Here is a 13,084-nt window from a genome sequence, read left to right as displayed (position 1 = left end):
TCTTTATATTGGTTAAGTTATCTGTTTCTCATTCGTCGCACAAAATAGCGGTGAATGGCTACCTGATAGACCAGCAGTCCCACCATGCAGACCAGCAAGGCCAGCAGGTACTGCCGCTTCATGGAGTCTTCCACGTATTTTCCGAGCACTACGCCCAGCATCACGCCCGACTCCCACAACAGCTGGTAGGTGTGGTAGCCTGTCCCCCGCTCACAATGCTGCGGAAGATAAATCATCATCCGCAGGAACTGCAACAGAGACAGTCCCATGCCCAGTCCGAGAAGGAATCCGGCTCCCCACAGGGAATCACGGCCATCCGAAAGGTAAAGCATCAGCAAAGCCACACCCATCAGCACAAGGCCTGCGGCATTCAGGAAGCGTCCGTCGGCCTGACTGCGGAACATCCGGTCGAGCAACAGGAAGACCACAAATCCAGCCATTGCACAAATGTAGAAAAAACTATCGAATATCGTGCTGAATACCACCCCCAAAATGAAGGGGACCACCATCATGTTCAGTCCCGGAAGCAGGGTGCGGAACAGCAGAAAGCGGTCGAACGACATCAGCGGTAAATCCAGCGGAGCGCGGAAACAGACTTCCACCATCGATACCAGCAGGATAGGTATCACACACAGGATGGCAAACAGGTACAGTTCGTGCTGGAAGGAAAGGAAATCCCCCAGACTGTATCCACCCCAGATGCCACACAGCATGCCGAGCACCCCCGACCAGGTGAAAGTGAGGTTGGCCCTGTTCCGACAGTGGGTGGGCGTCACGTCGATGACCAGCGTACTTCCCATCGACATCAGCACGACCCCAAACAAGGCTCCCTGCAATACCCGAAGGGCTACAATGGTCCCTATTCCCGGAGAATAAGGATAAATCAGTCCCACCAACGCCAGCAACAGGATGCTGCGCGTGCACACCGCTTTACGCTTGAACGTATCGACCAGGTAATTGTTGAAAACGCCGAAGATGTACAAGGAAATTCCGAAAATGGCAATGGTACCTCCGGCCTGAAGGTTGGTATAGCCTCCCTCGCCCACCATCCACCGATGCAGCACCGGGAAAAGCATATACACCGCCGTGTACAGGAAAAAATTCGCTGTAAGTAAAAGATTAAAATTTCGATTCCACATTCTTTTTTCTTTTCTCGTCTCTATCTTGTCTAAAACACAGATGCACAGACTGTACCACCTGCCGGAAACTGACCGCCCGGTCCTACAGTCCATGCACCTTTATGCTTTGTCAAAAAACAACAGGCTTAATACTGCTCCGACTCATTGGGGAAGTCGCTCGACTTCACGTCGGCCACGTAATGCCCGATGGCATCCGTCATCACCGTATTCAGGTCGGCGTAACGACGCAGGAAGCGCGGGCTGAATCCTTTGGTCATGCCCAGCATGTCGGTCACCACCAGTACCTGTCCGTCGACTCCACCTCCGGCACCGATACCAATCACGGGGATGGTCAGTTCCTTGGCCACACGGGCTGCCAGTTCGGCGGGGATTTTTTCCAGCACCAGCCCGAAGCAGCCAGCTTCTTCCAGCAGACGGGCGTCTTTTATCAGCTTCTCGGCCTCAGCCTCTTCCTTGGCTCGCACGCCGTAGGTGCCATACTTGTTGATAGACTGCGGCATCAGTCCCAGGTGTCCCATCACCGGCATGCCGGCCCCGATGATGCGGCGAATCACGTCGATGACTTCTTCTCCGCCTTCCAGCTTCAACGCATCGGCATGCGTCTCTTTCATGATGCGGATGGCATTGCGTACCCCGTCGAACGGGTCGGCCTGGTACGAACCAAACGGCATATCGACAACCACCAATGCACGTTTCACGCCACGCATCACCGATTTACCATGATAAATCATCTGGTCTACCGTGATAGGAAGGGTGGTCACATTGCCGGCCATCACATTCGAAGCCGAATCTCCTACCAGAATCACGTCTACTCCGGCACCGTCTACAATCTGTGCCATGGTATAGTCATAAGAGGTCAGCATGGAGATTTTTTCACCTCTTTGTTTCATTTCAATCAAACGGTGAGTCGTCACTTTGCGAGTGTCACCTGAAAGATATCCTGCCATAATTCTTTTTCCTATTTAATAAAATTTCCGCAAAAATAGCCGATTTTTCTGAATCAGACAAATGTTACAGCAAGTTCATCATGGCCTCGTAGGTAAAATGACGAAAATCCGGAATCACCAAAGCGCACTGATTCTGAATGGCTTCCGCCGGATTGGTCGTGCTCAGCCCCACGACAGCCATCCCTGCCGCATTTCCGGCCTGAATGCCGTGGAAAGAGTCTTCAAACACCACACAGTTTTCGGGCACGGTATCAAACACCTCGGCCCCCAGCAGGAAACAGTCGGGTTCCGGCTTCGACTTATGGAACATTTCAGCTGTCAGAATCCGGTCGACCAGTCCCTTCAGTTCGGGATGCGTGGCGTAGACATTGGCCATCTTCTTCTCGTTCGAGCTGGTCACGATGGCAATCTTCACGCCGTGGGCACGCAGGCTGCGCATGAACGCTTCCACTCCCTGCACGTATTCATACTTCATCTCCGTCTCGAAACGGTTCAGACGGTCGGTAATTTCAGCCTGTTCCTGCTCCATACCCTGAAAATGGCGGTCGTAAATCTGTTTGAGAGTCTGTCCTTTGATGACCCGTCCGAATTCCTCGTATTCCGGATGATATTGTTTTCCTACCTTGTTCCAAAAAAGACTGTACTGCGATTCAGTATCCATCACCACCCCGTCGAAATCAAAAAGGGCGGCTACACATTTCGTTTTGTCCATTCGATGTTTAGTTTGATTTAACGGTGCAAAGTTCTGAAATATCGGTTCATATTCCTAACTTTGAGAATTAAAATAAACAAATTTCGCATGAAAGAGAACAATCCGCATATCCTGGGAGAGGCTCCCATCGGGAAACTGTTGCTGGAATATTCCATCCCGGCCATCATCGGCATGACGCTGACCTCGCTCTACAACATCATCGACAGTATCTTCATCGGACACGGTGTGGGGGCACTGGCCATCTCGGGACTGGCCATCACCTTCCCGCTCATGAACCTGCTGGTGGCGTTCTGTACGCTGGTGGGTGTGGGAGGTGCTACACTCTCCTCCATCCGTCTGGGACAGAAAGACAAGAAAGGGACCGAAGACATCTTGGGCAATGTGGCGATTCTCTGTGTCATCAATGCCGTGTTCTACGGGGGACTGGCGTTCATCTTCCTGGAACCGATTCTGTTTTTCTTCGGAGCCAGTGAAGCGACCATGCCTTATGCCCGCGACTTCATGCAGGTCATCCTGCTGGGCAGCCCCATCTCGTATGTCATGATCGGACTCAACAACGTCATGCGGGCCACGGGCTATCCGCGCAAGGCCATGCTCTCGTCCATGCTGACGGTGGGATGCAACATCATTCTGGCTCCCATCTTCATCTTCGTGTTCGACTGGGGCATCCGGGGAGCGGCACTGGCCACAGTCTGCTCACAGTTTTTCGGCATGATTTGGGTGCTCTATCACTTCTGCATCCCGAAAAGCTACATCCATTTTCACCGGCCCAACCTTCGCCTGCAAAAGAAAATTATAGGGAATATTTTTGCCATCGGCATGTCGCCGTTCGTCATGAACGTATGTGCCTGCTGCATCGTCATCTTCATCAACAACCGGCTGCTTACCTACGGGGGCGACATGGCCATCGGAGCCTTCGGCATCCTCAACCGCATCCAGATGTTGTTTGTCATGATTGTGATGGGTATCACCATGGGCATGCAACCCATTACGGGCTACAACTACGGGGCCCGTCATTTCAGTCGGGTGAAACGTACCTTGAAACTGGGTATTACGGCGGCCTGTATCATCACCACCGTGGGATTTGCCGTAGGAGAACTGTTCCCCGGACTCTTCGTAGGAATGTTTACCGACAGCCAGGAATTGATGGACGACGCCATCCTCGCCTTGCGAATTGGTATCCTGGCCTTCCCAGTCGTGGGGGCACAGATTGTCATCACCCAGTTTTTCCAGTCCATCGGAAAGGCTCGGATTTCCATCTTCCTGTCTCTCTCCCGCCAGCTGCTCTTCCTGCTTCCGGGACTGGCCTGGCTGCCGCCTGTCTACGGACTGAAAGGGGTATGGTTCAGCATGCCGCTGTCCGACGGACTGGCCTTTGCGGTAGCCGCCCTCATGCTGATGTATCATTTCAAAAAGAAAATGACGGAAGTCACTCCGCACGAAGCCTGACAAACATTTACGAAAACAGCAGTGCAAGGTTCAGCACAGACACCACCACAGCCATGGCATAGAGTACCCACGTACTCCAGCGGGAATTGGCATACGGCCCCATTACGCGTCGGGAGGAAGTCAGCCACACTTGCAGGAAAATGGTGAACGGCAACTGGATGCTCAGCACCATCTGCGAGAGAATCAATCCCTGAAACGGGTTGTCAATGAACAGAATCACCACCAGGGCTACTCCCAGGGAAAGCAGAATGCCCACCCGCGAATGGATGTCCTTCACGTGATACGACTCTCCGAACATCCCGGCAAAGATGGAACCTGCCGCCATGCCGCTCGTCACCGTCGACGAGATACCAGCCATCAGCAGGGCCAAGGCAAACACCAGGGCCGCCTGACTGCCCAGCAAAGGTTCCAACAGACTCTTGGCCTGTTGCAATTCTTCCACCTCTATTCCATGGGTGAAGAAAGTGGCTGCCGCCAGCAGAATCATCGCACTGTTGATGGCCCAGCCCACTCCCATGGAGAACAGGGTATCATAAAATTCATATTTCAGCAGTTTGCGGATGGAAGCATCGTCCTGCTTGTTGTATTCCCGGCTCTGCACCACCTCCGAATGCAAGAACAAATTGTGAGGCATGACCACTGCTCCCAATACGCTCATAATGACAAGCAGACTTCCTTGAGGAAGGGAAGGCACTACCCACGAACGGGCCGCCAACGGCCAATCAATCTCTACCAGAAACAGTTCGTACAAAAAAGACAGTCCGATGACGGACACAAAGGCAATGATGGCCCGCTCAATCCGTTTATAAGAATTGGAAAAAAGCATGATGACAACAAACACCGTCGTCAACAGGGCTCCCCAGATGATGGGAATGTGAAACAGCATTTCCAAGGCAATGGCCCCTCCCAGAATTTCGGCGAGGGAAGTGGAGATGGAGGCCAGTACCGCCGTACCCAGCACAGGACGCGACACCCATTTGGGGGTGTATTTCGTGGCCGCCTCGCTCAGGCAAAGCCCGGTAACGATACCCAAATGTGCCACATTGTGCTGCAACACAATCAGCATGATTGTCGACAAAGTGATGACCCACAGCAGGGAATAGCCGAAATCGGCCCCTGCCGCAAAATTCGAAGCCCAGTTGCCCGGGTCGATGAAACCGACGGTCACGAGCAAGCCCGGACCGATGTATTTAAAGAAATCAAGACCACCCAAGTAACGCGGATGGTCCTTACGTCGTAGCTCTTTGATGAAATTCCACATACTTATAAATCTGTCTTAAAACAATAAAAACACATTTACCCTATAGAAAGTTTACACAAAGAGTCAAGAAGTCAGCTATTATCAGTTAGTTCAAAGTATCCCAACCTGCGGCACGGTACCACGCGATGGAGCTTTCGTAATACGTATTCCAGGAAGTCTTACTTGTCACATAGGGATTGTATGCTTCCGGAATATACATACCGATTCCACAAAAACGGGTATCATCTATCGTTAGCCCATCAAACTCATACTCCGGTCCCGCCAGACATTCCTTGGCAACCACCGCTTGATTCAACGCAGTCTGCACCGACGCAATTTCCGTATTCAGGTCCGTATCAGCCACTCCGCTTTTCCGTCCCAGTTCCCGGAAGAAATCGAGCACATCGTATGAAAAATACCGGTAACTTCCCACTCCATACTGCTGCACGTTCTCCATGGATACAGAAGGCAAGGCATCTTCCCATTCCGTCAGCTTACTCTTCACCGCCTCGGCCAGGTTCTCCATCTGACTACAGTCGACAGCCGCACAAGTTCCCCACAAGTCTTTCGTCTTATTAAAAGAAATAAACTCATGACATACCGTCGAGTAATCCACGTTATCTACATACAGATAAGGAAGAATCTGTGCATAAGGAAATCCGTATACAGGTGTTTCCATCACCGAAGCTACACAGTGTGAAGTTACCTCCTTCAGTTCGTAGCACACTTCTGCCGTCCCCATCATGCAGGCATCAAACAGCACAAAATCAAGTTTATCCGTGAAACTGTTCTTCAAGACATTGGCCAGGTCCGGGATATTGATATGATACCCATTGTCATCTCCGAAAGCCTTGGTCCGTACGGAGTTTCCTTTCATCCACCCCGTGCCATGCGAACCGAAAATCACGCCATAACTCTCTGACGGGGCCACAGCTTGCATGTCTTTAAAGACTTCTTCCATCACTGTCGGATCGGTCGCAATCTGGCCGCTCATCGTATATTGTTTCTTCTCCGCCACCTGACAGATAGCAGAAAAAGTCAGATTAGTCCCTGTCAAAGCGGCCGAGCCATTGATATTTCCACGTCCGTCGGCATAAAAACTCATCAATGTCGGATACCCTAACGGTTCATCCCCTGTGTATGGCCGGTAATACACCAACAACGTACAAGACTCTTTCATATTCCCCAAAGCCTCATACATGTCTACCACATTATTCTGCAAATAAGTATCGAGCGATCCCGCCTGATTATTCGATATCAGATAGGCCAGTACCGTGCGTCCGGAACGCTTGGCCGGCTGTTGCTCCGGTATTTCATTGGAACACGCCGCCAAAAAGACGACCAGCAGACAATAAATCCACTTCTTCATTGTTCTCATTCAAAATCAGGCTTTTCAAACTTAAACTCTGCATTTACATCCTGCAAAACCAGCGAACTGCCCTTAGCGTATCTTTCCTTCATCTTTTTCAATTCCTTCTGCACATTTTTTTTCTTCCGGCTAAAGAAAATGAAACAAGTACGGTTCTTCCCATTCTGCTTCTGTTCCAGATAGTCTTTCAACTGGATGCTATACAGCGCACGTCCCACCAGCAATCCTTTACCATCTACTGACGCACTGTCCAAGTACTGTACACCTGTGAAATAAACCAGCGAATCTGTAAAAGAAGCCGAAACACCAGCCAGATAGACACCATATTTATTTTTATCTTTCGGCTGCTTGCTGAATGCAGAAACAGCCAATACCATCATAAACAAGAAACAGAAAAATTTTGTGTAACGCATAATTCATCAATTTATGGGGGCAAAAGTACACAATTATGCGTAAAAACCGAAAGAAGACCTATTAAATTAACAAACAAAAAGCCTTTATACACACAAAAAGAGATGTATCAAGACTGAGCCTGTCTTCATACATCTCTCCTGTTTTTTTCGGAAATCAATCTCTACCTTATCCCAAATAAGATTTGAGCAGCTTACTACGAGAATTTTGTCTTAATCGTCTAATAGCCTTTTCCTTAATCTGGCGAACACGCTCACGGGTGAGCCCAAACTTGTCGCCGATTTCTTCCAACGTCATTTCCTGCGTGTTAATACCGAAAAACATCTGGATGATATCCTTCTCCCTTTCGGTCAACGTAGAAAGTGCCCTGTCAATTTCCCTCGAAAGTGATTCATTCACCAAAGAGCGGTCGGCCATCGGAGAATCATCGTTCACCAGCACATCCAGCAGACTGTTGTCCTCTCCTTCCACAAAAGGAGCATCCACGGAAATGTGGCGACCGGAAACCTTCAGCGTATCCGAAATCTTGTCTACCGGGATTTCCAGCTCATCAGCCAGTTCCTCCGGCGACGGACGACGTTCGTTTTCCTGTTCGAACTTAGAGAATGCCTTGCTGATTTTATTCAGTGAACCAACCTGGTTCAACGGCAAACGCACGATACGTGACTGTTCTGCCAGTGCCTGCAAAATAGACTGACGAATCCACCAAACGGCGTAACTGATGAATTTGAAACCACGGGTTTCATCAAACTTTTCAGCGGCCTTAATCAATCCCAGGTTACCTTCATTAATCAAATCCGGCAAGCTCAAACCCTGGTTCTGATACTGTTTGGCTACAGACACCACAAATCGTAGGTTGGCACGTGTAAGTTTCTCTAATGCCGCACGGTCACCTTTACGGATACGTTGAGCGAGTTCTACCTCCTCTTCTACAGTAATCAAATCTTCACGACCGATTTCCTGCAAATACTTATCCAAAGAAGCGCTCTCTCGGTTAGTGATACTTTTAGTAATCTTTAACTGTCTCATTCTATATAAAATGATTTGGGCACAAAAGTACAAAATATTTTTTATTCTGACAGCGATTTTCCGAAGAAAGAATCTATAATTTTCTTAAAGTTGCACAGACACTCTCTTTTTGTCAATCTCCTGCCAAAAAAGGAACAGAGAAGACTGCCCGATTGTTCATTCCCCTACGGACAGTCTACTCTTATAAAAAGCACCAAAGAAGGCACTTCGGAATTCCGAAGTGCCTTCACGTAGCTAAAATCTTTCTACCTTAATCATGCGTTTATTCGGCCTGTGACAAGTCGACTGCATAGTTTGCACGTTTACCAGAAGGATATACACCGGTCATGAACAGTACCTGATCGGCTGACTGAGAAGCGGTTTTCATCACGTTCTCCAGATCCTGCACGCTGCGCAACTGCTTTCCGTTGGCTTTCAGGATGATGAATCCCTTGCGAATACCGCTGTCTTTCATTCTTCCGTCGCTGACACCGGTTACTTCCACTCCGTAACCCAAGTTCAACTGTTCCTTCAGCTCTTTCGGCACGGCACGGAAGGCAGCACCCAAGATTTCCATATCGGCCTGTTTTACCACCTTGGTAGTTCCCTGAGAATTCTTCAAGGTAATGGTAAAGGTCTTTTCTTTCTTGTCACGCAATACGGTAACTTTCACTTTGTCACCCGGACGATACTTAGCCAGCATACCTTGCAGGTCGGCCATCGTCTTCACCTTGGTGTCGTTCAGCTTCAGGATAACATCGTTCTTCTGCAAGATTCCGTCGGCTGAGCCACCGTCTGTGATTTCTACCACCTGTACTCCTTCGGTAGCACCCAGTTCCTTCTGTTCCTTGCGGATTTCATCCGGATAAACTTCGTTACCCATGTCACGACCGCCGATACCCAGCAATGCACGCTGTACGGTACCATATTGCTTCAAGTCGGTTACCACCTTGGTCATGATGCTTACCGGAATGGCGAAACCATAACCGGAGTAGGCTCCTGTCGGAGAATACAGCATGGCGTTGATACCTACCAGCTCACCCTTGGCATTGACCAGCGCACCACCACTGTTACCCTGGTTGATGGCGGCATCGGTCTGAATGAAGGATTCTACCTGGTTGGCACCCAGTCCACGAGACTTCGCACTGACCACACCGGCTGTCACTGTAGAACCCAGGTTGAACGGGTTACCGACTGCCAATACCCACTCACCTACTTTCAGGTTGTCGGAGTTGCCGACCACGATAGCCGGGAAATCATCTCCTTCGATCTTGACCAGTGCCAAGTCGGAAGTCGGGTCTGTACCGATGACACGACCTTTCATCTCGCGTCCGTCGTGCAACTTCACGTTGATTTCATCGGCTCCGTCAATCACGTGGTTGTTGGTCACGATGTAACCATCCTTGGAGATGATGACACCCGAACCGAAACCTCTCTGTTCCGGAGTCTGTACTTGCTGCTGACGTCCTCTTCCGTCACCGAAGAAGAAATCGAATATATCGGGCTGACCCTGAATTGTCTGAATCTTACTACGCTGAATAGACATGATATGTACCACGGAGTTCAACGTGCTTTCTGCCGCTTTCGTCAAATCGACCGGCTGCATGCTGGATGCATCGAACGCTGCCGTACGCAAAGGAGACGCAGTGTCAAAAGCTTCATAAAAAGACGCGTTTGCCTGATTTTTCTCCATCATGGCATACGCAGTAACTCCGGCCACTCCGGCACTCAGTGCAATGACTGCTACTGAACCTATCGCAAACTTAGTTGTTGTTTTCATATCTTCTATTGTTTAAAATGTTAATTTCGACTTTGTTTTAACTTTTCATTTGCTAAAGTAGAACAAATTCCATACGAGTGTACTCTTCCCCCATTCTTTTTTCCGTCTTTTAACAATGGAAAGAAAGGCATTAACCGCAGTTAACTGCCCTATCTGACAAATTTACATTCATTACCAGTGAAATCATGACACCTCTGCCAAATCGTCCTGTCAGTCAGAAAGTCATCCTTCCGCCCGATTCAAAAGAATCCCGTCAATTATAGCACAAATTCCGTTTATTTGCGTACCTTTGCAAAGAGAAAGCAGTCGATCGGTCTGTCGCTGATACTATATAATAGGTAGAAGAGGAAAGTCCGGGCAACGCAGAGCATCCTACTTCCTAACAGAAAGCCGCCTGCAAAGGCAGAGTAATGCAGAAGAAAAGAACCGCCTCCACCCGGAGGTAAGGGTGAGAAGGTAGGGTAAGAGCCTACCAGCCGTATAGCGATATGCGGGCTGTGCATCTTAGGAGTTGTAAGGTCATGTAAACCGGCATTAACGAGGGTTGCTCGCCCCACGTCGGAGGGTGGACCGCTAGAGCCTGTCGGTGACGGCAGGCGTAGATAAATGACAGGCTCCCCTGCACCTGCAGGGTGACAGAACCCGGCTTATAGACCGGCTGCTTTCTTTTTTCACTTAAACACGCTGACCATGAACGCCCGAATAAAAGCGCTGATTCATTTTCTGGACGACGGTATATGGCGCATCCGAGAAGATGAAGTCACCCACCTTCAGTGGAAGGCCTACACTTGCCTTAAAATAGTCTATCTCTCCATCATCCAGTTCATCAACGACCGTATTGTAGTGCGTGCCTCTGCACTGACCTACAGTACCCTGCTCTCTATCATCCCCATCCTGGCCTTGCTGTTCGCCATCGCCCGGGGATTCGGATTCGACGCAATGGTCGAGTCGCAGTTCCGAAGCGGGATGACCGGTTCGCAGGCCGAACTGATTATCAGTTGGATCAATTCCTACCTGGAGCATGCACAAAGCGGTATCTTCATCGGCATTGGCCTCATCATGCTGCTAGGCACCATCCTGCTGCTGATTGACAACATCGAACGCAGTTTCAACGCCATCTGGCAAGTAAAGAAACCCCGCAGCGTGTTCCGCCAGATAACCGACTACTTTTCCATGATTCTGTTGCTCCCGATACTGCTGGTAGTATCCAGCGGTCTGACCATCTTCATGACCACCTATGTCAAGGAAATGCAAAACTTCATGGTACTGGCTCCGGTATTGAAATTCTTTGTCCGCCTCATCCCCTACGCGCTTATCTGGGGAATGTTCATCGGGCTCTACACCTTCATGCCCAACACGAAAGTCAAGCTCACCCATGCCTGGCTGCCCGGCATACTGGCCGGAAGTGCTTTCCAGGCCTTCCAGTATGTTTACATCAACAGCCAGATATGGGTCTCCAACTACAACGCCATCTACGGAAGTTTCGCGGCCATTCCGATGTTCCTGTTATGGGCACAGATTTCCTGGAGCATCTGCCTGTTCGGAGCCGAGATGAGCTACATCAGCCAAAACATTTCCACCTTCAACTTCGGAAAGGAAACGGCCCACATCAGCCGCCGCTTTCACGATTTCTTCTGCACCATCATCCTGAGTTCCATCTGCAAGCGGTTTGCCACAGGCGGCCGTCCTTACACGGCAGAAGCCCTCAGCAAGGAACACAAGATTCCTATCCGGCTGACAAAGAGCATTTTGTATGAATTACAAGACATACGGCTGATTTACGAAGCAGACGCCGGTGGAGAAGAGAAATCACGCGAACCACGCTATCTTCCGGGCATTGACATCAACCGACTGAGCGTGGGAACCCTGCTCAGCCAACTGGATGCCAACGGAGCAGAAGATTTCAAAGTCGACCCGGGACATTATTCAGCCGCCTGGCAGGCCCTGATAGAAGCCCGCAAAGAATATACGGAAAAGAACAGTCACATCCTGCTGAAGGACCTGTAAAAAAACAGGCGCAGCTCCCAGATTCCCCTGAGAACTGCGCCTGAGAGCCGGACACAACCGGCCATTACTTCGTGAGCTGCATCATGCGGCTCAAATACTTCCCGATAATGTCAAATTCGATGTTCACCACACTACCCACCTTAATGGTATGGAAGTTGGTATGCTCATACGTGTAAGGAATGATGGCCACCTGGAAACTGTCGGCCGTCGGATTGCAGACAGTCAGGCTCACCCCGTTCACCGTGACAGAACCTTTGTCCACCGTAAAATAGCCGCGTTTTGCCATTTCCTTGTCAAAGTCGTACTTGAACGTGAAATACCAGCTTCCCTGTGCATCGTCGATGGCCGTACAAACCGCCGTCTGGTCTACATGCCCCTGCACGATGTGTCCGTCCAGCCGTCCGTTCATCATCATGCTGCGTTCCACGTTCACCTTATCCCCCGGAACCAGCAGGCCGATATTGGAACGTTCGATGGTTTCCTTCATGGCCGTCACCGTATAAGTGCCGTCCTGAATGCTCACCACTGTCAGGCACACCCCGTTGTGGGACACACTCTGGTCTATTTTCAACTCGTCTACAAACGAACATTTCAGTGTCAGGTGCAGGTTTTCCTGATCCTTTACCACCTTGACCACTTCCGCATATTCTTCTACTATTCCAGAAAACATAAATCTTATGGTTTTTAATGATATACTAATACGTGCTTTTACTTTCCTTTGGGAGGTATCGGACTGCTCCACACCACTTCTCCATCGGAAGCTACGACCGAAATTGTCCCTCCGGCATAATCATCAATGTAACTGTTGCCTTTTACCAGCATATCCTCTGCCATGTGGATAGCCTTTTCGGGTGTCTTGATGGAAAACCCCTTATTGTCGCTCGAACTTCCGTCCGAGAAATAAATATCATACGTTTTCATGACTTTTTCCTTTTTCTGATTGCAGGCGCAAATATATCAAATTCCTTATAATCCCCGCAAGAGATATTCAAAAAAAATCCACACAGGAAAAACACATAAAA

General features: G+C 49.7%; 12 protein-coding genes and 1 other RNA gene. 3 read left to right on the top strand and 10 right to left on the bottom strand.

The features are described 5' to 3' along the window. Positions 1 to 17: 17 nt before the first annotated feature. The 3 genes from OCV81_RS08070 to OCV81_RS08060 form a co-directional block, all read right to left on the bottom strand. Positions 18 to 1,139, bottom strand: coding sequence for an MFS transporter (locus OCV81_RS08070; RefSeq protein ID WP_148329576.1), 1,122 nt, complete (start codon positions 1,137 to 1,139; stop codon positions 18 to 20). Positions 1,140 to 1,264: 125 nt separating this feature from the next. Then, the gene (gene panB / locus OCV81_RS08065; protein WP_022354917.1) at positions 1,265 to 2,086 is read right to left on the bottom strand and encodes a 3-methyl-2-oxobutanoate hydroxymethyltransferase; all 822 of its coding nucleotides are present in this window, start codon (positions 2,084 to 2,086) and stop codon (positions 1,265 to 1,267) included. A gap of 64 nt (positions 2,087 to 2,150) precedes the next feature. After that, a complete protein-coding gene (locus tag OCV81_RS08060) occupies positions 2,151 to 2,798 on the bottom strand; it encodes an HAD family hydrolase (RefSeq protein ID WP_022354916.1) in 648 nt (215 codons plus the stop codon). An 87-nt stretch (positions 2,799 to 2,885) separates the two neighbouring features. On the opposite strand from OCV81_RS08060, the gene OCV81_RS08055 reads away from it, so the two are divergent. After that, positions 2,886 to 4,247 carry an MATE family efflux transporter gene (locus OCV81_RS08055; RefSeq protein WP_148329575.1) on the top strand — a complete coding sequence of 454 codons (1,362 nt, stop codon included), beginning with the start codon at positions 2,886 to 2,888 and terminating at the stop codon, positions 4,245 to 4,247. A 7-nt stretch (positions 4,248 to 4,254) separates the two neighbouring features. Here the strand turns inward: OCV81_RS08055 and OCV81_RS08050 are convergent, their stop codons facing one another. The 5 genes from OCV81_RS08050 to OCV81_RS08030 all read right to left on the bottom strand — a co-directional run bounded on the left by OCV81_RS08050 (position 4,255) and on the right by OCV81_RS08030 (position 10,055). After that, on the bottom strand, positions 4,255 to 5,508 hold the full coding sequence (locus OCV81_RS08050; protein WP_022354914.1) for an Nramp family divalent metal transporter: 1,254 nt from the start codon (positions 5,506 to 5,508) through the stop codon (positions 4,255 to 4,257). Between the two features lie 85 nt (positions 5,509 to 5,593). Beyond that, positions 5,594 to 6,865 (bottom strand): clostripain-related cysteine peptidase, encoded by a 1,272-nt coding sequence (locus OCV81_RS08045; protein WP_262640280.1) that lies wholly within the window; start codon positions 6,863 to 6,865, stop codon positions 5,594 to 5,596. After that, positions 6,862 to 7,269, bottom strand: a complete 408-nt coding sequence (locus tag OCV81_RS08040) for a hypothetical protein (protein WP_022354912.1) — start codon at positions 7,267 to 7,269, stop codon at positions 6,862 to 6,864. Before OCV81_RS08040 ends, OCV81_RS08045 begins: the two co-directional genes overlap by 4 nt. Positions 7,270 to 7,435: 166 nt before the next feature. After that, positions 7,436 to 8,296 carry a sigma-70 family RNA polymerase sigma factor gene (locus OCV81_RS08035; protein WP_021971286.1) on the bottom strand — a complete coding sequence of 287 codons (861 nt, stop codon included), beginning with the start codon at positions 8,294 to 8,296 and terminating at the stop codon, positions 7,436 to 7,438. Between the two features lie 262 nt (positions 8,297 to 8,558). Then, complete coding sequence (locus OCV81_RS08030) at positions 8,559 to 10,055, bottom strand: trypsin-like peptidase domain-containing protein (RefSeq protein WP_148329574.1); 1,497 nt, start codon at positions 10,053 to 10,055, stop codon at positions 8,559 to 8,561. Positions 10,056 to 10,357: 302 nt separating this feature from the next. Here OCV81_RS08030 and rnpB point away from each other — a divergent pair. Together rnpB and OCV81_RS08020 are read left to right on the top strand one after the other, a co-directional pair. Then, an RNA gene (rnpB, locus tag OCV81_RS08025) (RNase P RNA component class A) lies at positions 10,358 to 10,721 on the top strand. Between the two features lie 24 nt (positions 10,722 to 10,745). Next, entirely contained in the window at positions 10,746 to 12,062 is a 1,317-nt protein-coding gene (locus OCV81_RS08020; RefSeq protein ID WP_148329573.1) for a YihY/virulence factor BrkB family protein, read from the top strand. Positions 12,063 to 12,126: 64 nt separating this feature from the next. Here OCV81_RS08020 and OCV81_RS08015 read toward each other — a convergent pair whose 3' ends face one another. Beyond that, entirely contained in the window at positions 12,127 to 12,732 is a 606-nt protein-coding gene (locus tag OCV81_RS08015; protein WP_022354909.1) for a riboflavin synthase, read from the bottom strand. Between the two features lie 38 nt (positions 12,733 to 12,770). Continuing rightward, complete coding sequence (locus OCV81_RS08010; RefSeq protein ID WP_022354908.1) at positions 12,771 to 12,983, bottom strand: hypothetical protein; 213 nt, start codon at positions 12,981 to 12,983, stop codon at positions 12,771 to 12,773. Positions 12,984 to 13,084: the final 101 nt, after the last annotated feature.

It is taken from the genome of Phocaeicola fibrisolvens (genome assembly GCF_025567125.1).
Taxonomy (GTDB): Bacteria; Bacteroidota; Bacteroidia; order Bacteroidales; family Bacteroidaceae; genus Phocaeicola; species Phocaeicola fibrisolvens.
The sequence above is the reverse complement of the archived record's forward strand: the minus strand, read 5'-3'. Positions and strand labels throughout refer to the sequence as shown.

What these genes read in the sequence shown, in the direction of transcription:
- OCV81_RS08070 (WP_148329576.1), bottom strand. Translation starts at nt 1,139, where the DNA reads ATGTGGAATCGAAATTTTAATCTTTTACTTACAGCGAATTTTTTCCTG.
- panB (WP_022354917.1), bottom strand. Translation starts at nt 2,086, where the DNA reads ATGGCAGGATATCTTTCAGGTGACACTCGCAAAGTGACGACTCACCGT.
- OCV81_RS08060 (WP_022354916.1), bottom strand. Translation starts at nt 2,798, where the DNA reads ATGGACAAAACGAAATGTGTAGCCGCCCTTTTTGATTTCGACGGGGTG.
- OCV81_RS08055 (WP_148329575.1), top strand. Translation starts at nt 2,886, where the DNA reads ATGAAAGAGAACAATCCGCATATCCTGGGAGAGGCTCCCATCGGGAAA.
- OCV81_RS08050 (WP_022354914.1), bottom strand. Translation starts at nt 5,508, where the DNA reads ATGTGGAATTTCATCAAAGAGCTACGACGTAAGGACCATCCGCGTTAC.
- OCV81_RS08045 (WP_262640280.1), bottom strand. Translation starts at nt 6,865, where the DNA reads ATGAGAACAATGAAGAAGTGGATTTATTGTCTGCTGGTCGTCTTTTTG.
- OCV81_RS08040 (WP_022354912.1), bottom strand. Translation starts at nt 7,269, where the DNA reads ATGCGTTACACAAAATTTTTCTGTTTCTTGTTTATGATGGTATTGGCT.
- OCV81_RS08035 (WP_021971286.1), bottom strand. Translation starts at nt 8,296, where the DNA reads ATGAGACAGTTAAAGATTACTAAAAGTATCACTAACCGAGAGAGCGCT.
- OCV81_RS08030 (WP_148329574.1), bottom strand. Translation starts at nt 10,055, where the DNA reads ATGAAAACAACAACTAAGTTTGCGATAGGTTCAGTAGCAGTCATTGCA.
- OCV81_RS08020 (WP_148329573.1), top strand. Translation starts at nt 10,746, where the DNA reads ATGAACGCCCGAATAAAAGCGCTGATTCATTTTCTGGACGACGGTATA.
- OCV81_RS08015 (WP_022354909.1), bottom strand. Translation starts at nt 12,732, where the DNA reads ATGTTTTCTGGAATAGTAGAAGAATATGCGGAAGTGGTCAAGGTGGTA.
- OCV81_RS08010 (WP_022354908.1), bottom strand. Translation starts at nt 12,983, where the DNA reads ATGAAAACGTATGATATTTATTTCTCGGACGGAAGTTCGAGCGACAAT.